Raw genomic sequence first — 22,444 nt, forward strand, 5'->3', positions numbered from 1 at the left:
TTCCCCTGGGAGGCAGCGCCATGGCCGGAACCGTCCGAGACATCCTCGACAACATTCGCGAGACCTCGCAGAGCAACGCGGAGCGCGGCCGTCGATTCGAGCAGCTCATGCTCGCCTTCTTCCGTACTGATCCGCAATGGAGACAGCAGTTCTCCGAAGTGTGGATGTGGGCCGATTCCCCTCTCGCCGAGCACAACGCCACCGACACCGGTATCGACCTCGTCGCCCGCGAAGCGGGATCCGAAGCGTACTGCGCGATCCAGTGCAAGTTCTACGGACCGGACAAGGTCATCCGCAAGGCCGACCTCGACTCCTTCTTCACCGCCTCGGGAAAGAGGGGTATCAACCGCCGCATCATCGTCTCGAGCACCGACAAGTGGGGCCCGAACGCCGAAGCCGCTCTTGTGGACCAGCAGATCGAGGTGACCAGAGTCGGGATGTCCCAGCTCGACACGAGCCCGATCGACTGGGACAAGGTCGCCTCCGAGTACGCATGGGCCGAGGGAGCGCGCCTCGGCCCGCAGTACCTGCACGCCAAGAAAGCGCCCATGCCGCATCAAGAGGAGGCGATCGAAGCAGTTCTCAGCGGGTTCGAGACGCACGACCGTGGCCGACTCACCATGGCCTGCGGCACCGGCAAGACACTGACCGCGCTCAAGATCGCCGAACGACTCGCCTCCACGCAGGAGGAGCCGCTCAGCGTGCTGGTCCTGGTGCCCTCGATCTCCCTGCTGTCCCAGAGCATCCGTGAATGGGTCTCCGAGGCCGAGACCGCCCTGCGGCCGTTCGCGGTCTGCTCGGACCCGAAGGTCTCCAAGCACGCCAAGCAGACCGACTCCGGAGACCAGTCGGTGCACGACCTCGCCCTGCCTGCCACGACGAGCGCCGCGAAGCTCGTCGATCGGATCCGCGGCGGCGATTACGGGCCCGGCATGACAGCGGTCTTCTGCACCTACCAGTCCCTGCCGACCATCGCCGCAGCCCAAGCCGCCGGATTTGACGCGTTCGACCTCGTCGTCTGCGACGAGGCGCACCGCACCACCGGTGCCGCCCTGACCGATCGGGACGAATCCAACTTCATCCGAATCCACGATCCGGCCTACATCGCGGCCGAACGGCGCCTCTACATGACCGCTACACCGCGGATCTACACGGAGCCCGCCAAAGTCGAGGCCCAACGGAGGAGCGCCGAGCTCTGCTCGATGGACGACGAGGCGAGATTCGGACCCGAGTTCCACAAGCTGGGCTTCGGGGAAGCGGTCGAAGCCGGACTCCTCGCGGACTACAAGGTCCTGGTGCTGGGCGTCGATGCGGGCTACGCGGCCAGGACCATGCAGGCGGAGCTCGCGGACGACAACATGGAACTCAACGTCGCCGACGCCGCCAAGATCATCGGAGTCTGGAACGGCCTGCGCAAGCGCCTCGGACCCTCGATCGAGGAGAACGGGTTCCGACCCGGCGAGGCGCCCATGCGGCGCGCCGTCGCCTTCGCGCGGAACATCGCCGCGTCGAAGCACCTGACCGAAGTCTTCCCGCAGGTGACCGAGCGGCTCGGCGCGTCGCCCGAGGGCGGTCTGCGTTGCGAAATCGAGCATGTCGACGGAACGATGAACGCCCTGGAACGCGGTAGGGCACTCGAATGGCTGAAGTCCGACCCCGGCGAGGGGACCGCCCGGATCCTCTCCAACGCCCGATGCCTGTCCGAAGGAGTGGACGTCCCGGCGCTCGACGCGGTCCTGTTCCTACACCCGCGCAACTCGGTCATCGATATCATCCAGGCCGTGGGCCGCGTCATGAGGCGAGCTTCAGGGAAGGAGTACGGCTACATCATCCTCCCCGTCGCCGTTCCGGAAGGCATTCCTCCGAACGAGGCCCTCGACGACAACGAGCGCTACCGGACCGTGTGGCAAGTTCTCAACGCCCTTCGCTCCCATGACGATCGATTCAACGCCGAAGTCAACCGGATCGGACTCGGCAAGTCCCGTTCCGATCGGATCAAGATCGGCCACATCGCCGACGACCACGACTCGGGCGACCTCGGGAATCTCGTGCGGGTGGCCCGGGACGGCATCCCGTCGGTCGAAGAGTGGCGCAACGCCATCTACGCGCGAATCGTGCAGAAGGTCGGCACGCGGGCATATTGGAAGGAATGGGCCAAGGACATAGCGGCCATCGCGGGCAGCCACATGACCCGCATCCGAAACGCCCTCGACCTCCCGGGCAAGCGAGGGGTGTTCGACTCGTTCGTCGCAGCACTGCGCTCGAACCTCAACCCCTCCATCTCAGAGCTTGATGCAATCGAAATGCTGGCTCAGCATCTGATCACGAAACCGGTCTTCGACGCCCTTTTCGACCAGTACGAGTTCGCAGCCCACAACCCGGTCTCCGCGGCCATGGAGACCGTGCTCGAAGCTTTGGACGACCAGGCCCTGGACTCCGAGCGCGACACGCTCAAAAGGTTCTACGAGCAAGTCCGGGCTCGCATCGAAGGCATCAACAACCCTGAGGGGCGTCAGAAGATCCTGCTGGAGCTCTACGAGCAGTTCTTCAAGAGCGCCATGCCGGAGGTGTCCGATCGACTCGGCATCGTCTACACCCCGGTCGAAGTCGTGGATTTCATCCTCCACCTCACCGATCAAGCCCTGCGGAAGTACCTCGGCGCCTCACTGAGCGACGAAGGGGTCCAGGTCATCGATCCGTTCGCGGGCACCGGCTCATTCCTCGTCAGGCTGCTCCAGTCGGGGCTCGTCCGCCCCGAGGATCTCGTCAGGAAGTACGGCAGTGAACTGCACGCGAACGAGATCGTCCTGCTCGCCTACTACATCGCCGCCGTCAACATCGAGGAGGCGTTCCACAGCAGGTCCGCGGAAGCGGGGTACCGGCCGTTCGACGGCATGGTCTTGACCGACACGTTCCAGCTCTACGAGAGCCGGCCTGAGGCTGCGGAGGGTGTGCTCGGCGGCAACACCGAACGCGCGGTGCGCCAGCAGAGCGTCCGCATCATCGTCGTCATCGGCAATCCGCCGTACTCCGTCGGCCAGAACAACCAGAACGACCGCAACCAGAACCTGAAGTACCCCGAGCTCGACCGGCGCATCCGCGAGACATACGTGGCCAGGTCGACCGCCACCAACAAGAACTCGCTCTATGACTCGTACGTGCGCGCGCTGCGCTGGGCGAGCGACCGGATCGAGGACGACGGCGTGATCTGCCTCGTCCTGAACAACGGGTTCATCGACGGGAACACCGCCGCAGGGCTGCGCCGCACCCTCACCGAGGAGTTCGACGCGATCTACTGCTTCAACCTCCGAGGAAATCAGCGGACCGCCGGCGAGCTCTCGAAGAAGGAGGGCGGCAAGATCTTCGGTTCGAGCAGCCGGGCGGGAATCGCGGTGCTCCTGCTCGTCAAAGGCGGCAGTGCGGCTGAAGGCGAAGCGTGCCGCATCTTCTACAGGGACGTGGGCGACTACCACAGTCGAGGTCGGAAGCTTGAGATACTCGAACACGAGGTCACCCGTCTCAGCTACAGAGGGCTGGACGCGCTGGATTGGCAACTAATCGAAGCAGACGAGGTCGGTGACTGGATCAATCAGAGGGATAAGCGGTTCCGGACATTCCGGCCTGCCGGAAGCAGGGCCGCCGTGGAAGACGCGACACCTATCTTCCAAACGATCACTCCGGGGCTGCAGACAAACCGAGACTCATGGGTATACGGCTACTCCGAAGGGAAGATCGTAGAAAACGTTCGATCGATGATTGACTTCTACAACAGCGAAACCACAAGACTTACGAATCTTATGCCTACGCATGACGATTCGACGGCAGAACGGGCGCCGCGAGCCGCTGATCTGGTCGACGGGAATTCCAGACGAATCAGCTGGTCTTCCAGCCTGCTCACAAAGGCGGTGCAGGGAAAAGGACTCGAGTTTGACTCAAGAAACGTTAACGTGGGGATCTACCGTCCGTTCAACAGGCAGGTCGTCTACTTCAACCACGACCTCAACCATCGAGTCGGACAGCTGCCGCAAGTGTTCCCGGGCATTTCGCACCAGAATTGCGGCTTCTACATCACCGGCGCAGGCTCTGAGGAGCCGTTCTCGGTACTTGCCGTCGATGCAGTCCCAGATCTTCATGCGGTGGGGACCAAGAGCGTCGGCCCTCTCTTCGCCCGCTACACCTATCACCGTGTAGATCCCGACACCCTGATACTTGCCGATAGCTGCGAGGGTCACGTGCGGACGGACAACATCACCGATGCCGCTCTCAGGGACTACCGGGAGACCTACCGAGACGTTTCGATCTCGAAGGACGACATCTTCCACTACGTCTACGGCATCCTGCACTCGCCGAGCTACCGGTCGGAGTTCGAAGCGGACCTTCGAAAGTCGCTGCCCAGAATTCCCAAAGTCATGCGGTTCCACGAGTTCGCCCGCTTGGGCAGTCGGCTCATGAGGCTGCACCTCGCTTACGAGACGGTCGAACCGTGCTCTCGCATCCGGGAGATCGTAAGTGCGACCGCCACGGTCGACCCTGGGGACCTCTATCGCGTCGACCGCAAGATGCGATTCGCGTCCAGGCAGGATCGCACCCGGATCGTCTACAACTCCCACGTCACACTTGCCGACATCCCGGAAGCCGCTTACCGCTACCAGATCGGCTCGCGTTCGGCCGTCGAGTGGATCATGGACCGCTACTACGTCCGGACCGACAAGGCGAGCGGCATCGTCAACGACCCCAACGACTGGTCCGAGGATCCGCGCTACATCATCGACCTGCTCAAAAGGATAGTGACCGTGAGCCTGGAGACCATGAAGATCGTCGACGCGCTTCCCGCGCTCGAGATCCTTCCGGACCAATAAGACACCGGATGCTCTAGCGTTTGCCCTGGTGGTGGAAGCGGCCCTTGAGGAACGGTCGAGCAGTTCCACGGCGAGCTGGGCGATCGTTCGAAGGATCGCTGTCGGCGGGGCGGCGAGATCGAGCGGGAACCGGAAGATGCGGATGGGGGAGTTCCGGATGCTCAGCCATTCGGGATCCTGCAAGCCGTGGGCGTACACCAGGCAACCGGTCGTCGCACCGAGCGCGGTGCAGTACGACACGATCTGGAAGTGATCGCCGTTCGTTCCTCGCCTGTCCTGGAACTTGTACTTGGCGTCGACGACCGCATTCGGTGCTCCGTCGACGGAGACGACCATGTCAGCTCTGATTCGGACGGTCCGCTGATCATCGAGGTGGCCGTTGAACTGGTCGTCGACCCGACCTCGGAAGCGAGCGAACGACTCTCGCAGCGCTACGGTCACGAACTCCTCGAAGACCTGGTGCACCGGGACCACGAACGACGCCACGTTCAAACCGCCCGAGCTGGTCTCTGAGGATTGGTGGCGAAGCACGATTTCCGCGATCCGGAGCGCATCGGTGTAATGGGCGTTGAGTCGCGTGGGCGACCAGGCCTGGTCCGACGTCACGCCGGCCAGGTAGCTGGCCTCACGAAGGCGCGCATCGAGACGGGCGATCCGCGCCGGAATCCCGTCGGGAAGCCTCGGGACGCGGGCCATGCTCCGCAACGCGGTCTTGAGCAACCGATTCTCGAACACGTCGGTCGAGTACTCGTCGTGTCGCACTTCCAAGGGGAACGACTGCCCGGGACGGGCGGCGATCTGGTCGGCCACCCTCAGGCGGCCCCGGACCAGCGGCAATGTGGAGTCGACGGCCGCATAGCCCCGGATCGGTCCGCGAGCCAGCGCGCGCTCCGAGTACCGGACCAGCGACTCGGCCAGTGCAGGCCAGAGATCGTCCTCAGCAGTGCCGGGTGCGTCCTCGGGAAGGAAATTTGGGTTCTTGGCGTACCCGAGCAGGAACAGCAGCCGCGAGATGCCCATCTTCGGCTTCACTTGGACGTCCAGGTCGCCGATGCGAACCGCGCCCACCTTGCCGGTGCCGCTCAGCCGCCACCGTCCACCCGACTCGGGTGCGATCTTGACGAGTCCGGTTGCCGAAAGCGCGGCAGCGGTGCCGTGATCGATGGCGCGGACCACGGGCTCCTTCTGGAATTCGCCCAGCACCACGGGTTCGGTCACGTCGAAGGACGCTCCTCGGCCGCGTCGGGGCGCACCGCCACACCGGCTGTTCGCCTGATGGTTTCGAGCCCGAACCGGTCGTGAATGTCGGCGCGGCTGAACCTGCCGTGGAAATGCTCCTCCAGCAGCGGCAGCAGATCATGCCGCCATATCCTCTCGAGCCCGGCGTCGGTTCCGGCATCGGAGCGCATGAGATACGAAGGACCGATCTTGAAATCGTGGTCCGACTCGGGGATCGCCGCATTCAGGGCCTGCAACAGCGCGGGACGGGGATCTCCGGAACCGTTCGGTCCCAGCCATCGACTGAGCAGCTCCCGTACGGGCGGCACTTCGGGGTGCATCTCCTCGAACGCAAACCGTCGCCGGATCGCGGCGTCGAGCAGTGCGATCGACCGGTCGGCGGTGTTCATGGTGCCGATGACGTAGATGTTCTCCGGCAGCGAGAAAGACTCACCGGGCGAATACTGGAGGCGGACCGAGCGGTCCCGGTACTCCAGCAGGAAATAGAGCTCCCCGAACACCTTGGCCAGATGGGCGCGGTTCATCTCGTCGATGATGAGCACGTGCGGACGCGGGTCATTGCGGGCCTTGCGGACCAGGTCGCGAAGCGGGCCGGGAGTCAGGACGAACCCGACCGATCCCTCCTCGGCAGGAGCCGGCCGGAAGCCTTCGACGAAGTCCTCATAGGCATAGGAGGGGTGGAACTGGACCAGTGTCACCGCGTCACGATCGGTGAGATGCTCGGCCAGTTCCTGAGCGAGAAAGGTCTTGCCGGTCCCCGGCGGTCCGTAGAGCACGACCTGCTTGCGGCTCTGGAGCAGTGAAATCAGGTCCCGCAGCCACGCCGCATCGAAATGAAGGCGTCCGGAAAGCCGTTGCAGCAGTTGAGGATCGAGAGGGTCGACCTCCGGTGTCTTCTCCTGCTCCTCCTCTGCCGAGTCGGCTTCGACACCCAGCAGCTGCGACAGCTCGGTCAGCTCACCTGAGATGTCGGCGATCCTGTCCGAGCGTTGGAGCTCGACCCGCAGCGATTGCGGGAGGTTGGGCAATGCGGTCGGCTTCTTGCTGTACCAGTCGACCTCGCGCCGCAGCTCCGAGCCAGACCCGGTGTCGATCGTCGGATCGCTCTTGAGCACACCGATCCAGACCTGGTCGCCGACGGCGGTCGCCACCAAGTCGTCCGGTTGCATCAGCGACCAGAACGAATGGATCTCCGTGGTCAGCGCGGCGCGCTCCGCGTAGTCGAGGTGGCCGTAGCCGCTTTCGACCGCGTTCCTGATCACCGCCCGGTCCGTTGTCATCTGAAGTGGACCGAGGCGGCCGCCAGGGAGGGTGACTATGCCCTGGTCCGTCCAACGCGAAGGTTCCGTGTCGCTGCCCTGGGGTGGACGTAGGAACCAGGCTCGCCGTTCCCCGCTGGGACGTATCGCCGTCCGCCAATCGTCCTTGAACGGGCGCTTGTAGAAGTCGATCCGATCCCCGTACTGCTGTTGCAGTCGCAGCGTGATCGCGAAGAGGTCTCGGTCGAGATCTTCGGTTGCCACCTCGTCGGGGAGCAGGCGATTGAAGGCGGCGCGGATCTTCCGTTTGTGCTCGACGTTGACGATCGGGAGGAACTGCTCAGGGAAGCCGAGATAGAGCAACGCTTCGGTCAGGGAGGGCATGCCTCCGGCGGTACGAACCCAATCGCGCCACTCCCAAGGATCTGCGATGATGTGCAACCGCTGATCCTCTGGCAGCTGAAACCAGCCCATGAGCAGTTCCACTGCGTCGGACAGCCACTTCCAGAGCATCGTGTGCGCTCCGGTGCCGCCGTTCCAAGTCCCCTCTTGGAATGCCGCCAAGACCTGGTCGGGCAGCTCGACACGGTTGTGCATCCAGCGGAGCACCGGCTCCACTCGGTCGACCTTGCTGCTCGGTTTGAGGTTGCCCTTGCTCAGCGGCAGCGCTTGCAGCGCCAGCAGTTCCGCCATGAGGAGCTTGGCGTCGTCCGAAGCATCGGCGAGCTGGCGTTCGAGTTTCTCGTGGAACCTGTCGCTGCCTTCGTCGGGCCGCTGGTTGTAGCAGCGGTGGAGTTCGCTGACCGTACGGAGGTTCCACAGCGGTCTACCTGGGGCAAACAGCGACTCCCCTTGGCCGAAGCCGAGGTCGATGTAGGCACGGCCGACCGCGCGAACGCTGTCGTCGTCGCGGGCCGGGATCAGGACATTGCTTGTCGAGGGGTCGATCACGAGCCAACCTTTCGGCTTCCGGTGCTCTCTGTCCTCATGCTACGTCCGTCCCTCGAAGCGGTCTCGCGGCCGGTCTCCGGGTAGGAGCGTCTCGCCCGGTCCAACCCCGGGGTACCGACCTGGCCGGGGCTCGCGGAAGCGCGATACTGGGCCCATGCAGTGGTACTACCCCGGTGGCGACGCCGACGAGTTCGAGCAGACGATCGAGATGCGCCTCAGACGGGCCGAGGTCTGGGCAGATGCCAACGGCCGCGTCTTCGACCCGGGTATGACGCGGGAGGCGCTCAAATTCCGCCACGAGAGCCGCGACGGCCGCCTCGGGTACTGGACCCCGGACCTGGTGCGGGAGTTCCTGACCGAGATCGTCCCCGAGCGCTTCACCGGCGGCATCGAGCACTACGCGCACGTCCCCGAGGCGCTGCGCACCTGGCTGCGGTTCCTCGAATACGCCGCCGCGCTCCACCCGCTCGGGTCGAGCGCGGACGCTCTGGAAGCGGCCGTGGACGAATGCGCCGAAGACTTCCCGTCCGCGTTCACCGACCCCGGCAACTGGGGACCGGCGCGGATCGCGGCGGAAGCCGCGCTCAGGTCCGGCATCGACCCGGCCTCGCCAGGCGGTTTCGAGCGGTTCAACGCCTTCATGATGGACGAGAACGTCCGCTACGACCGCGTAGCGAGCGCAACCGCCATAGCCCGGCAGGCCGCCCGGCAGGTCCGCAACGAACGCATGCCCGCACTTCCCGCGGCCGAACTGCCTGAGCCTCAACGAATTCCCGCGCTCGCGGGCGACGCCGCAGCCGTCCGCGGCGCGGCGGCCTTCCTCGACTGGCTCGGCGAAGGCCGAGCCATCACCCAGCGCGGCAACCTCCGCAAGGCGGACGCGGTCGCGCTCGTCCAGCTCATCGGCACCGGCGACGACACCGAGAGTTTCACCAGCGCAACGGACCTGCCGGTCCTGAACTGGTACGTGGAACTCCTGCTCGGCACCGGTCTGGTACGGCGCGTCAAGCAGCGTCTCGTGCCCGTCGCCAAGAACGCGCGGCTCGCCCGCGACCCGCACGCGCTGCTGCTGGCGGCATGGGAGGCCGAGCCGCTGTGGCGGCCCCGGCAACCTGGCCTGCTCGCGCCGTCGCGTTCGGAAGAGCACTATTCCTTCCTCCGAATGCTCATCGAAGCGCTGCTCGGGACGAACGTGGCGCTTCCGGTCGCCGAGGTGAAGGAACGGATCGGTGCGGCAGCCTCCGGCGGCGACGACGGTCCCGACGGTCTCCGCCGCCTGGCCGTTTCATTGACACTCCACCCGGAGATCGACCACGTTCTCACCGTGGTGCACCGGCTCGGCGCGGTCGGATTCGACGGGGAATGGGCACCCGACGAGTTCGGCCTCACCGACCCGGACGAGGAGGTGTCGGTCCGGCTCACCGAACTCGGTCGCGCCCTGGTGTGGGCCAAATGGCGCGAGGCTGGTCTGACCGCCCCGGTCGTAGGGGAGTTGACCGGGTGCCCGGCGGCGGTGATGCTGGTGAACGTCGTCGATTACTACGACGAGGACACCGGCGTCGAGGAGATCCGACGCTGGCTCGCCGCGAACGGCGACGATCCGGCCCCACTGCTGGAAGGGATCGCCGCGAACCCGTTCCGCTCCCGCCAGAGCGCCATGTTGGGCGCCGCCGCGGACGCGGTCGGCCCGGAGCTGCTCGACCGCGCAGGACAGGACCGTCGTCTGGCGCCGATCGCACTGATGCTCAACGGTCTCCGGGGACGCGTCGATCTTGAAGCGCTGATGGCGGGAACCGAGGCCGAGCGTGCCCAGTCGGCGCTCGGCATCGCCGAGCAGATCCTGGAAATGGTCGAAACCCTCGGGCCGGAGGGGTACGTCGAGTCTATGGAGGACATGCCGCGCGAAGCGCGGGAGGGAATGGCGCGACTGATCGCCGAGAGCGGCCACCCCGACCAATGGCTGGTCGACTTGTTCGCTGCGGAGATCGTGCCGCTCATGGCCGGTCCGGGAGCGCGCCGCCGGGCCGGCCTGGAGGATGCCCGCAACCGGGCCAAGCACCTGAAGCGCAAGAAGAAGCGCCCGAAGCGCCGACGCTGAGAGCGCTGGAGTCCCAACGCAGCGGCAAGGAGCGCACCCGCCGTTGCTGCGATCCGGCGCGTCGAACCGAGGGAACGAGGAGACGGCGGGTGTACCGGTGGCCAAGACGTGCAACCGGCTCGTCGGCCGGGGCACCGCCGAGGTACTCCAGGCGATACGCTCGGCCGGGAGATCCCGGCCGAGCGTCTACCGAACCTCGCCGCAAGCGGTACCCCAAGCTCAAGGTCGATGACGGGCACGCCCGGTCCGCGCTCTCACGATCCGGCAGGCTCACGCCACATCGGAATCAGCCGAGGTCCGCTCTCGGGCAGCTGGATGCGCTCGCCGGTCTCCTCGAACCCGCACCGCTTGTACAGGCGCGCCGAGTCCTCGGTGCTCGCCTCCAGATATGCGGGCGTCCGCTCGCGGTCGGCCACCGCCAGCCGCTCGCGGAGCATCGCCCCGCCCGCGCCGGCCCCGCGATGCTCGGGCGCCACGGCGATCAGGTACAGGTACAGGTGCGGGAACCGGTCGGGATGCGCCGCGCCGGTGGCGCGCAACGCCGTCTCGGCCCGGCGCAGGACCGCCAAGCCGGTAGACTCGGCCAGAGCCGCGGCCCGGTCGGCCTCGAGCTTGAGCTGATCGGCCGAGACCACCTGCCGCCACACCGAGATGCCCGCGATGTCCCCGTCCCGCTCGGCGACCCACACCTCGTCGTCGGTCAGGTGGTCCCGAAGTGACTCGGTCAGGTACTGCGCATACGCGTCCTCCGGTACCGGCCCGGCCGACGCCACCCACGCATTGGTCGCTTCGTCGGCGGTCGCCGCCGCGTAAGCGGGCACCAGGGCCTCCAAGTCGGCTCCGCCGGCCCTGCGGATCGTGATCGCACTCATGATGCCTCCTCGAAAATGTACGTCGTATCGACATCACGAAACTATCCCTCGCTGCCAGGAAGGTCTATGATTTCGTCACACGATGAGCCTTGTGACGAAATGGAACCGCCGTGGACCGCTGCTCCCAATGCGGCACCGAGATCGACCAGCCAGAGCGCGGGCGCCGCCGCCGCTACTGCTCCCGCTCCTGCCAGGCGCGCGCCTACCGCGCCCGCGCCGCCGCCCCACCGGTGGAACGCGTCGCCCGGCCCCGAACGCTCACCTCCGGCCGCATCGCCACCGCCGCGATCGCGCTGGCCGACCGCACCGGGTTCGCGGGACTCACCATGCGCCGCCTGGCCACCGAACTCGGCATCGCCACCATGAGTCTCTACCGCCACTTCCCTTCCCGGGACGCGCTCGTCGTCGCCATGACCGATGCCGTCCTCGATGAGGTCGAACCTCCCGGCGGCCACCTGGCCGACTGGCGATCCCGGCTGGAGCACGAGGCCCGTGAGGAATGGGGTCTTTACCGGCGTCACCCCTGGGTACTGCCCGCGATCGCCAGCAGTCGCCCGCCGATCGGCCGGGGGCTCCTTTCGGCCGCCGAACGCATCCTCACGGGCATCGAACAGCCCGGCGTCGGCCCGGAACGACTGCTGTCGGTGTACCTGGCGGTCTCCGGTCTCGTCCAGGGCCTCGCCCTGCTCCCCGCAGCCGAGGAGACCGAGCGCGCCGCCACCGGCCAGACCATGGAGGAATGGTGGTCGCACAGGGGAGAGGAACTCGCAGACCTCCTGGGCGACTTCCCGTTCCTGTCCGAGCACTTCGGACCGGAGTCGATGGTCGTCGACTTCGACGCGCTGTTCGACTTCGCGCTGAAGACGCTCCTGGACGGCCTGGAAACCAGCGTGATCCCCGCGAGGACGGACAACAATTAGGCGAGCGACGTGAGAGCCGCCGTTTCCCTGCATAATGCTCGTATGTCTTGGACCGGGCTGCTCCGCGTCTGCATCATCATCGTGATCGCAGGAGCCCTGGTGATCCTCGCGGTCTGGATCTGGCAGCGGGAGTTGATCTACTTCCCCGACACCGCCCAACCCTCCGTTCCTCATGGGGCCGTTGCAATCGAGCTGCGCACCGCCGACGGCCTCGACCTGACGGCCTGGGAGTTCGCCCCCGACCCCACCACTGACCGCGACGCGGCCGTCCTCGTGGCACCCGGCAACGCCGGCAACCGCGCCGGGCGCACACCGCTCGCCACCGCACTGGCCGCCGAAGGCTTCACCGTCCTGCTCCTCGACTACCGCGGCTACGGCGGCAACCCCGGTTCGCCGAGCGAAACGGGCCTCTACGCCGACGCCCGGGCCGCTTGGGACCACCTGAACGACCGCTTCGAGCCGGGCCGCATCCTCCTCTTCGGCGAGAGCATCGGAGCAGGCGTCGTCACCGGACTCTCCACAGAGATCGATCCTGCCGGCCTCATACTGCGCTCACCGTTCACGAGCCTCGCCGACGTCGGCCAAGAGCACTATCCGCTACTACCAGTGAGGCTCCTGCTCCGAGACCGCTTCCCCATCATCGACGACCTCGCCTCCAACCGCGCGCCGGTGACCGTGATCTACAGCGAATATGACGAGATCATCCCCGCAGGCCAAAGCAAGGCAGTCGCCGAAACCGCGCAGGCCACCGGAGTCCAGGTCACCCTCATAGAAGTCGAGGCTTACAGCCACAACGACCCGGCCCTGACCGGCGGCGCCCAGGTCATCGACGGCGTCACTGCACAAGCCGACGACCTCGGCCTTACCGAACCCCGGCAATGAACTCGCCCGCCGATGCGTTGAAGGCCTGACGGTGACGGCGGGCGGTCTGCGCGGCCCGATTGCGGTCGCTACAGCCGAGACGACCCGGCTGGCATCTTCGTTCGTAGCCGCATGAAGGATCGGGCGTCGTGAAGGCGTTTACCAGCAGGAAGTTAGTTTGTTTTCTCAAGCAACTATTGACATGAGCCGATCGCGTCGGCGATCCTGGTCAGGAAGCGCCGGGGGTGCATCCCTCCACCGGCGCCCGTCCGACACCGCAGCACACGCCGTGCCGAAACGCGCTCGAGAACGCGCTGCGCGATGAAGAAGGGCAATCTGCTTTGCACCGTCTGAAAACGAAACTCCTCGCCGCGTTGGCGGTCGTGATCGTGGCGACGGCCGTTCCCGCCGCCGCCGACGCCGCTCCGGAACCGAAGCCGCCCGCACTGACACCCGTCCAGGCCACCGTCGCCGCCATGCATCCGGGCTGGAATCTCGGCAACACCCTCGACGCCCTCGGCGACGACGAGACCGCCTGGGGCAACCCGATGGTGACGCGCGAACAGATCGCGTTCATCAAGGACCAGGGCTTCAACAGCATCCGCATCCCGGTAACCTGGCGCGGGCGCGGCACCGACGGAACCGCGCCGTACGACATCGATCCCGCCTATATGGACCGCGTCGAGGAGATCGTCGACTGGTCGCTCGAGGAGGACCTGTACGTCCTGCTCAACACCCACCACGACTCGTGGATGTGGATCTGGGACATGGGCACCGACCCCGAGAACGTCCGCGCCGAGTACGACGCCATCTGGACCCAGATCGCCGAGCGGTTCAAAGACCACCCGCACCAGCTGCTGTTCGAGAGCATCAACGAGCCGCAGTTCCGCAACGTCGACTTCGAGGCGCAGGCCGCGGCCCTACACGAGCTCAACGTGTCGTTCCACGAGATCGTCCGCGCCTCCGGCGGCAACAACGGCGATCGCGCCCTCGTCATTCCCACGATGCACACCAGCTCCACCTCCGAGCGCATGGACCCGGTGCTGGAGACCATCCTCGGACTCGACGACCCGAACCTCGTCGCCACGGTCCACGACTACGGGTTCTGGCCGTTCAGCGTCAACGTCGCCGGGTTCACCCGCTTCGACGACGAGGTGCGCCAGTGGACCGAGGACAACTTCGACCGCGTCCACGACACCTTCATCGCGCGCGGCATCCCGGTCATCCTCGGCGAGTACGGCCTGCTCGGCTTCGACCGCCACACCGGCACCGTCCAGCAGGGCGAGAAGCTGAAGTTCTTCGAGCACTTCAACTACTACGCGCAGCAGAAGCAGATCACCACCATGTGGTGGGACAACGGCCAGCACTTCAACCGCAGCACCTTCGAGTGGAACGACCCGGACCTGTTCGCGCACATCGCCTCGAGCTGGACCACTCGGTCCGGCACGGCCTCGTCCGACCAGATCTACATCCGTTCGGACGAGCCGGTGACCGCGCAGACCGTCACGCTCAACCACAACGGTCTCAAGTTCAAGGACCTCCGTCTCGACGGCAAGAAGCTCAAGGCGGGCAGGGACTACACCCTCAGCGGCGATCAACTGACGTTCTCAGCCGCGTTCCTTGAAGGGCTCGTCGCCGGCGGCGGGCACGGCGAGCAGGCCGTCATCCAAGCGCGATTCTCGAAGGGCGTGCCGTGGAAGTTCCACGTCATCACCTTCGAGGTACCGGTCCTCGACGACCTGGAGGGCGCCACTGAGGACTTCCGTATCCCGACGGCGTTCAACGGCGACCAACTGGCCACCATGGAGGCCGTGTACGCCGAGGGCGGGAACGCTGGTCCGCACGATTGGACCTCGTTCAAGGAGTTCGAGGAGGCCTTCTCGCCCGACTACGCCGACGGCGACATCTGGCTCAAGCCGCGGTTCTTCCAAGACGTCCGCGAGGGCGAGGAGGTCATCTTGACGTTCCACTTCTGGAGCGGCGAGATCCTCGAATACTCGGTCACGCGGACCGGCGACTCCGTCGTCGGCGTGGCGATTTGACCCCCGACAGCACATCGATGGCCTGTGGGCGCCGACATTCGCCAGCGCCCGAGGTTCGAGTTCCGGCGAAACCACGGTTATGGATTCGGCGAATCTGTTACTGCAACAAGAGATTCGTCTACAGCGCCGCGGGGCGGGGCACCACTGCTCCGAGCCTGGTCGCGGTACTCGACAATAAAAAGTGGAGGGCATCTCCGGCGCGCCGGAGATGCCCTCCACCTGATCTGCAGGGGCAAAAGGTCGAGGCAGGTCAAACGATAGAAGCGGCCCAAGCGCCGACGCCGTCTCGGGGGCCTGGCCCACGGTGGGCTTGGCCCCTGGTGGCAGGGACGCAGGTGTTCTACTGCTACCCCAAGAGCACCAACGTACCGGGCCGAACCCGCTCCCAAACCGCAGCCTCGAGGCTCCGCTTTCCGGTTCCCATGGCAAGCCGAGAGCGAATCCGAGCCGAAAGCCGCACCTGAGAAGGCAATGCGCCCGCAAGCCGGCGACACGGTCGCCCTGGAACTCCCGAACGGCTCGGTCATCCGTCCCCGCCTCGTCCGCGACGAGCGGGGCGAGGACAACCATCACCGGATCTCCATCGTCAATTCTCCGGGAATCTTCGTGATCGACATGGCCATAGGGGAGGAGCGGGAGGTCCGGATGTTCGGGAGGCCGACCCGCATCAAGCTGCTTGGGATCGACCGCCCTGAATAGCTCAAAGTGCTTCATTCACGGCCAGTGGCGCGAGGGCTTGTCGGCCAAGACCTTCCGTGGACTGGATTTGTGGCGGTCGGGTCCGAGCCGGGGCACACTGATCTGGTCTAGGACCAGAGCGAACTGTGGCGAGTCGCGCCGCTGCCCGGCGGTGAGCTTGAGGTTGAGCACGGTCGGCATAGGCATCGAAGCGGATACCGGTGGTCCAGCCGCCCCTCGAGAGTCCGAGCGCGTGGTCCATCTGGAGGACCCACCTCAGAGTTCGAATGGTTATGAAACTGTGATCTCGGTGGAAGCATTGTAGACAAATGGACGATCGGAGTCTCGAACATCCGGCCCGCGTATCGTGCCCTTACTGTGGGTTTGCATGCGGTTGCCATGGAATCTTCTAAGATTCGCTAGAGGGGCAATCCGGTTTGGAGTCGGCTAGAAGTCCAAATTGTCTCTTCAGTTAGTTGTGGATCGATTGCAGACGGTTGACGAGGGTGACTCGGGTTCGTTAGCGTGACGCTCGGTCTCGTCCCGCTTCGTGTACGTGATCAGCTTCCCGGCTGTCTAACTGAATGTGATGTCCACATGCTCCATACCCCTCGTTTCCTCTTTGATCGATCGTTGCACAGCGCGCTTCGTACGCGGTCGCGTCACGCGGGCGTGTTCGCGCTCGTTGCCGCGGTAGCGGCCTCCGTGGGTTTGGCCGGTCGGGCGGAAGCGGAGGAGCCATCATCTGACGGCGTCGATTGCGCGGCCATCGATGACCCCGCCTTCGTGGTCGATTCCGAGACCACAGGGCTGGATCTGGCGGCGGAATGCGGCCGCGGTGTTGAAGTTGACGCGCTGCGGGAGGCAGACGCGAAGTTCACCGCCGAGGTTGACGGCACTGTCACTGCCGCGGTGTATGCGACGCCGCAGTGGACTACCGATGATGCGGGTACGTGGGTTGACATCAACCCAGGATTGATCACCGACGAGAACGGCCTCATCAGCGCCGCCGCGGTACCTGGAGGCGTGACCGTGTCCTCGGGCGGAGACGCGCAGCCTCTGGCCAGCCTAACGACCGAAGACGGGGGAACGCTGGATCTGTGGTGGCCTCAGCCGCTGCCCGAACCGGTCCTGGACGGCGCCCTCGCCCGCTACGGCGAGGTCTTCGACGGGGTGGACCTCCTGGTCGAGGCCAGTGCGACCGGGTTTGCCTACCAACTCGAGGTCAAGACCCCCGAGGCTGCTGGCAACCCCGAGCTGGCCCAGATTGACGTCGAACTCGGTGGCACTCTCGAAGTCACCCAGGACGCGGCCACTGATGCGCTTGCGGCGATCGATCCCGCCACCGGCGAAGTGGTGTTGGCGGCGAACAACGCCCTCATGTGGGACTCCTCGATTCCGGCCTCCGCGGACATCCCTGCTGCAGGACCCACCCAGGGCTTCGCTGCGGCGTTGGCGGAGACGGACACGGGTTCGGACATCGACCCTGGAGACCCAGGCCGGGTTGAGGAAATGGACGTCCGCTTGGACGGCAAGACCCTGGCGATCACCCCTGATGCGGGGATGCTGACCGATCCGGCGACGGTGTTCCCGATCGTCATCGACCCGTCCTTCGAATCCACGATCAACGCCTGGGCGACGGTCGGCAGTGGCCAGTACGCGGACTCGACCTGGTGGGACGACGCGGCCTGGCCGCGTTCGGGCGGGCTGCGCATGGGCTTCAACGGCTGGGCGGCCCCCGGTGAGGAAGGCTACGGCGTCTGGCGCTCCATGATCCGCTTCGACCTATCGAAGCTCAACTACGCTACGGTCAGCGCCGCTACCATGTCGCTCACCCTCAAACACACCGGTGGCTGCGATTCCTACCCGCTGGAGTTGTGGCAGACCAACATCATCAGCAAGGGCACCACGCCGACCTCTTGGAACTCCACCGCCGGCAAGTGGCTGCACGGCGCCCCGCTGGACACGAAGACGGTCGCGAGCGCGAATGCCGCTGGCGGTTGTTCCGTGGTCAACCCGACCCGCGAGGTGAACTTCGCTTCTGAGGACCTCACCTACCATGTCAACCGGCACGCGAACGTCCCGTACCAGTCGATCACGCTGGGCCTCAAAACGGCCGATGAGGCCAACCGGGAGCAATGGGTTCGCGCCGACGTCGCGACAGCGCATCTGACGTTGTCCTACCAGCCGACGATGGCGGTCCCCTCGGATCTGACAGTCAACGGGACGAACTGCCTCGCCCCCGCCGGTGCCCGGGTCTCGGGGACGCTGCCGACGTTCTCGGCGGTGCCGACTTCCAGTGACGGCGAAGCGAACATGAGCTTCTGGGTGAGGAACGCAGCCGGAACCACGGTCGCCGAGCACATCAGCCCCACCACGGTTCCCTCGGGCATGCCGTACGAATGGCAGGCGGAGACCGAACTCACGGACGGTGTCTACGAGGTTCGCGCCCGAGCCAACACCACGGACGGCGTGTCGGCACGTTATACGACATGGTGTGCGTTCGAAGTCGACTCGACTATGGATACGCTCGAGACCGTCGCGACGACCTCGTTGGAGTGCCCGTACGACTTGGCTGCTGGCGAGGTGCCCGAGTCCTTCAGCGAGGGCGGGGCGCTGTTGCTGGCCGAGGCCTGCGGTGTGCCCGTCACGGTGACCGGCATGGCCGACTACGACACCCAGGTCACTGCCGATCCGGCAGGGTTCTTGACCGCCGAGGTCGAGACCGTACCGGCATGGGCGCCCGACGCTTCAGGGGACTGGGTCGAGGTCGACACCAGTTTCACCGAGACCGCCGAGGGCGCGATCACGACCGTCGCCGCGGTCTCCGACATCACCGTTTCCACAGGAGGCGACGGCCCGTTCGTGACCGCCACCTCACCCGAGGGCGGCACCGTGGCTCTGACCTGGCCGGGAACGCTTCCCGTGCCGGTCATCGCCGGAGACACCGCCACCTACGCGGAAGTGCTCGCGGGGGTCGACCTGCAGGTGACCTCAAACGTCGACGGCTTCACCTACGCGTTGATCGTCAAGAACGCCGAAGCCCGGGATAACCCTGCCTTGGCGTCGATCGACATCGGCATCAGCTCCGAGGGACTGACCGTGGCACAGGACGCGAACGGCGCGGTCGTCGCGACCGACGCCGCTGGCGAGACGGTGTTCACCGCGCCGGGCGCGTTCATGTGGGACGCCTCGCTCGACCCCGACGGTGCTGCACCCGAGGCCTTCGCCGCAGCCGCTGAGAGCGAACCGGTCAGTGAGCTGGGACCGGATGACGCGATGCCGGGCCTGTACGCCGATGTCGATGTGGCCCTGACCGACGGGACGCTCACGGTTACTCCCGACCCTGCGGTCTTGTCAGACCCGGACGCGCAGTTCCCGATCACCATCGACCCGCCGTTCGTCGGCAGCCGTCTGGCGTGGGCGAACATCTTCAAGAGCAGGCCGTCCTCGTCGTGGACCAATGACAAAGACTGGCCTCGGCAGGGTGGCATGCGCGTCGGCTTGAACATCTGGGCCTCGTGCGCCCCTGACGCGTGCGGGCTGTGGCGTTCCGCGGTCCGGTTCGACATCGACAAGCTCGACAACAAGGACATCCTGACCGCGAAGGTCGCGATGACGCAGACGCACTCCGGCGGTTGCGGCTCGGCGGACCTGGCGCTCTACGACGTCAACCGGAAGCTCTCCAACGGGACCACGTGGAACTCGATCACCTCTGCATCGCAGGAGCATTTGCAGACGAAGTCGGTCGCCTCCTCGAATGCGACGGGATGCTCGACGAACTACCCTGACCGGGACATTAACTTCGACACCGGTGAGATCAAGTCGCGGCTGCAATCGCGGGTGAACGCCGGCACTTCTTGGATGTCGTTCATGGTGCGATCCTCCGATGAGGGCGATCCGTACGCGTGGCGGCGCATCGACATCAAATCCGTCGAACTGCAGGTCACCTACAACACCCATGCAGGGAACCCGACGAGCCTGAAAACCAACGGGAAAGACTGCAACACCGCCGGCTACACGAGCGCACCTTGGACGACGGAGATCCATCCTTCACTCTCGGGTATCCCGCATGACGCCGACGGGAAGGTCGGCGCGCGGATCGAAATCCGTCAGAAAGGATCGACCAACAACGTCCGGACATGGTCGACCACCCGCAACCAAACCGACGGGGCCCGCCAGACCTGGGTTGTGCCGAAGAACCAAGCGCTGCCGTCCGGCGAATACCGGTGGCGGATGCAGTCGCTCGACAATTACGCGTCCGGATCGGACAACTACACCGACTACTGGTGCTACTTCCGGATCGACACGACCTCCCCGGTCCCCGCGACGGTAGAGCTGGTCAGCCCCGCCAACCCGCAGGCTGGCCAGGAAGTGACATTCAAAGTCACCTCCCGTGACGCCCATTCGGGCCTTGCCGGCTTCCGCTACGGGCTCGACGCCGAAGTCCCCGCAAAATATGAGCCCGCCAGCAACGGTTCGGCGACCATCAAGGTGACCGCACCCGCAAGTGGCGGCCGTGTCTGGCTGTACGTGTGGGCCGAGGACAAAGCCGGGAACAAAGCACAGCGCACCCAAGCCGACTTCTATGCCCCCCGCACGGTCGCGCCCGCGCCCGCCGCGGCCTGGCGCCTCGATGGCGACGGATTCGACGACGCCTGGGTCTTGGGCGACAACACCGGCACCGACTCAGGTACCAACCACGACCTGAACATGGGCCGCACCTCAGGGTGGGTCGACTCGGGTGCCGAGACCCCTCCGGGCCAGGCGATGCTCTTCGGCGGTACCGACTGCGTATCCACTGAAGGCGCGGTCATCGACACCAGCACGCCGTACACCGTGGCCGCCTGGGTGCGGACCGACACCACCGATACGAACATCCGCACGATCCTGTCGCAGTCCGGTGAGCACATGACGGGGTTCGCGCTCCGCTACCGCGGTGCCTCGCAGCAGTGGGACCTGATGCTCAACCCGAGCGACACCGCCGACACCAGCTCGGTCGTGCGCGCTTCCTCGACCACGGCCCCGGTCCTGGGCGACTGGACGCACTTGGCGGCGACCGTCGACCCCGGTTCGAAAGTGATCCAGTTGTGGGTCGACGGCGCCCTCCAGGCAACCCGGTCCTTCGAACATGAGGCGTGGAACGCCACCGGCCCGGTCAATATCGGCTGCAACAGTCGCACCGACACCAATTACCAGAATGGGCACTTCAAGGGCGCGATCCAGCACGTCGGCATCTGGACCGGGCTGCTCACCGACGCGAACGTGAAGACAGTCATGGCCGGCGACCTCCCGGCGGGCCTCGCCGGGGAGTGGCTCATGCGCGGTGACGCCGACGATTCCTCCATGCAGGCCAACCACTTGACCGTCCCCGCGGGCGCCGACTGGAGCCAGGACGACCAGTGGGGTCGCAAGAACTCGGCGATCAACCTTGACGGCACCTCCTGCGTCACCGCAGGCGACGCCGCACAGAACCACTCTGACGCTTCGTTCTCGGTAGCCGCATGGGTGCGTCCCGACACAGTGAACACGACGAGCGAGCAGATCGTCTTCGGTGAAGGTGGCGGCGAGTACTACAAGTTCAAGCTGCGCATGTGGACTGACGGCAAGTGGGGTGTCAGCTTGGGCACCGGGCCCACCGGTACCGGCACCCAGAACGTCACCGCGCCGACGGTCGCCACGCTCGGCGAATGGACGCATCTGGCCGCCGTGTACGACGCGGTGAACTCCACCATGAACCTCTTCGTCAACGGCGTCTCCGTCGCCTCTCGGACGGTCACCTTCACGCCTTGGGACGGGTTCGGGAAGCTCAATATCGGCTGCCGCGGCAACGCTTCGGGGAGCGCGGGAGGCGGCTACTTCGATGGCGCGATCTCGACAGCACAGCTGTGGCGTGGCGCTATTACTGCTGAACAAGTTGCCGAAGCATACGGCGGCAACCCCGCGGCCGACCGGCAAGGGAACTGGCCGTTCGACCGAAACATGGGAACAATTGATTCCGAAGGTGGCCACAACCTTACGGTGAACGGCACCCGCAACACCGACTACCGGTGGGGCCAGAACAAATACGGCTGCTCCACCTGCTCGCTCCAGCTCATGAGCGACAACGCATGGGCCCAAACCACAGGGCCGGTAGTGCGCACGGACGCGTCGTTCACCATCGCGACCCGGGTGTGGATCGACGCGAGAAAAGCCACCGACCCTGAACCTGAGTGGCAGACGATCATGTCGCAAGCCGGCAATGACCGGGTCGGGTTCAACCTGAACTCGCACTACTACGCCGCGACCGGTGAGCGGCGCTTCCAGTTCGCAATGCCCTCGGTGGACACGGGGAGCACGGTGACCTGGCACAAGGTCGAAGCGTCCGTGCCGATCGTGACCGGGCAGTGGTACCACGTCGCCGTGGTTGTCGACATCCCCGCAGGGACCATGACGATGTACATCGATGGTGACAAGGCCGCTACCGGTACGGGCACCTCCACGCCCTGGAACGCCACAGGCCCGTTCTACCTTGGTGCACATGGGCGAGTGAACGTCGCCCCAGCCCAGCAGCTCAGGGGACGGATCGACGACGTCCAAGTGTGGACGTCCACGGTCGATCCTGACCGCATCGGCGACATGTCCCGCACCAACGGCTCCTGACCCCCACCCCATTCTGGAGTTAT

10 protein-coding genes and 1 pseudogene are annotated in these 22,444 nt (G+C 65.6%); 7 read left to right on the top strand and 4 right to left on the bottom strand.

The annotated features are described in order from the left end of the window. Positions 1-20: 20 nt before the first annotated feature. The gene (locus tag JHY01_RS19590) at positions 21-4,859 is read left to right on the top strand and encodes a type ISP restriction/modification enzyme (protein WP_205327369.1); all 4,839 of its coding nucleotides are present in this window, start codon (positions 21-23) and stop codon (positions 4,857-4,859) included. 249 nt (positions 4,860-5,108) lie between these two features. Here the strand turns inward: JHY01_RS19590 and JHY01_RS28180 are convergent. After that, positions 5,109-5,879 (bottom strand): annotated as a pseudogene (locus JHY01_RS28180) (McrC family protein); the annotation flags it as partial. Between the two features lie 194 nt (positions 5,880-6,073). Beyond that, complete coding sequence (locus tag JHY01_RS27865) at positions 6,074-8,308, bottom strand: AAA family ATPase (protein WP_205327370.1); 2,235 nt, start codon at positions 8,306-8,308, stop codon at positions 6,074-6,076. Between the two features lie 154 nt (positions 8,309-8,462). On the opposite strand from JHY01_RS27865, the gene JHY01_RS19605 reads away from it, so the two are divergent. Then, positions 8,463-10,406, top strand: a complete 1,944-nt coding sequence (locus JHY01_RS19605; protein ID WP_205327371.1) for a hypothetical protein — start codon at positions 8,463-8,465, stop codon at positions 10,404-10,406. A gap of 254 nt (positions 10,407-10,660) precedes the next feature. Here JHY01_RS19605 and JHY01_RS19610 read toward each other — a convergent pair whose 3' ends face one another. After that, positions 10,661-11,278 carry a GNAT family N-acetyltransferase gene (locus JHY01_RS19610; RefSeq protein ID WP_205327372.1) on the bottom strand — a complete coding sequence of 206 codons (618 nt, stop codon included), beginning with the start codon at positions 11,276-11,278 and terminating at the stop codon, positions 10,661-10,663. A 110-nt stretch (positions 11,279-11,388) separates the two neighbouring features. Here JHY01_RS19610 and JHY01_RS27870 point away from each other — a divergent pair, with 110 nt between their 5' ends. From JHY01_RS27870 to JHY01_RS19630, 4 genes are all read left to right on the top strand, one after another. Continuing rightward, complete coding sequence (locus tag JHY01_RS27870) at positions 11,389-12,198, top strand: TetR/AcrR family transcriptional regulator (RefSeq protein ID WP_205327373.1); 810 nt, start codon at positions 11,389-11,391, stop codon at positions 12,196-12,198. A gap of 42 nt (positions 12,199-12,240) precedes the next feature. Continuing rightward, positions 12,241-13,080, top strand: coding sequence for an alpha/beta hydrolase (locus JHY01_RS19620; RefSeq protein WP_205327374.1), 840 nt, complete (start codon positions 12,241-12,243; stop codon positions 13,078-13,080). A 320-nt stretch (positions 13,081-13,400) separates the two neighbouring features. Next, positions 13,401-15,101 (top strand): cellulase family glycosylhydrolase, encoded by a 1,701-nt coding sequence (locus JHY01_RS19625; protein ID WP_205327375.1) that lies wholly within the window; start codon positions 13,401-13,403, stop codon positions 15,099-15,101. A 471-nt stretch (positions 15,102-15,572) separates the two neighbouring features. Then, positions 15,573-15,800, top strand: coding sequence for a hypothetical protein (locus tag JHY01_RS19630; protein WP_205327376.1), 228 nt, complete (start codon positions 15,573-15,575; stop codon positions 15,798-15,800). A 15-nt stretch (positions 15,801-15,815) separates the two neighbouring features. Here the strand turns inward: JHY01_RS19630 and JHY01_RS19635 are convergent, their stop codons facing one another. Beyond that, the gene (locus JHY01_RS19635; RefSeq protein WP_205327377.1) at positions 15,816-15,986 is read right to left on the bottom strand and encodes a hypothetical protein; all 171 of its coding nucleotides are present in this window, start codon (positions 15,984-15,986) and stop codon (positions 15,816-15,818) included. A 768-nt stretch (positions 15,987-16,754) separates the two neighbouring features. On the opposite strand from JHY01_RS19635, the gene JHY01_RS19640 reads away from it, so the two are divergent. Continuing rightward, positions 16,755-22,421, top strand: a complete 5,667-nt coding sequence (locus JHY01_RS19640) for a LamG domain-containing protein (protein WP_205327378.1) — start codon at positions 16,755-16,757, stop codon at positions 22,419-22,421. Positions 22,422-22,444 lie beyond the last annotated feature (23 nt).

It is taken from the genome of Glycomyces sp. YM15 (assembly GCF_016918015.1).
Lineage (GTDB): Bacteria > Actinomycetota > Actinomycetes > Mycobacteriales > Micromonosporaceae > Glycomyces.

Excerpts from the sequence above, each read along its gene's own strand:
- JHY01_RS19635 (WP_205327377.1), bottom strand. The coding sequence starts at position 15,986 with ATGCCTATGCCGACCGTGCTCAACCTCAAGCTCACCGCCGGGCAGCGG.
- JHY01_RS19630 (WP_205327376.1), top strand. The coding sequence starts at position 15,573 with ATGCGCCCGCAAGCCGGCGACACGGTCGCCCTGGAACTCCCGAACGGC.
- JHY01_RS19620 (WP_205327374.1), top strand. The coding sequence starts at position 12,241 with ATGTCTTGGACCGGGCTGCTCCGCGTCTGCATCATCATCGTGATCGCA.
- JHY01_RS19605 (WP_205327371.1), top strand. The coding sequence starts at position 8,463 with ATGCAGTGGTACTACCCCGGTGGCGACGCCGACGAGTTCGAGCAGACG.
- JHY01_RS19610 (WP_205327372.1), bottom strand. The coding sequence starts at position 11,278 with ATGAGTGCGATCACGATCCGCAGGGCCGGCGGAGCCGACTTGGAGGCC.
- JHY01_RS19590 (WP_205327369.1), top strand. The coding sequence starts at position 21 with ATGGCCGGAACCGTCCGAGACATCCTCGACAACATTCGCGAGACCTCG.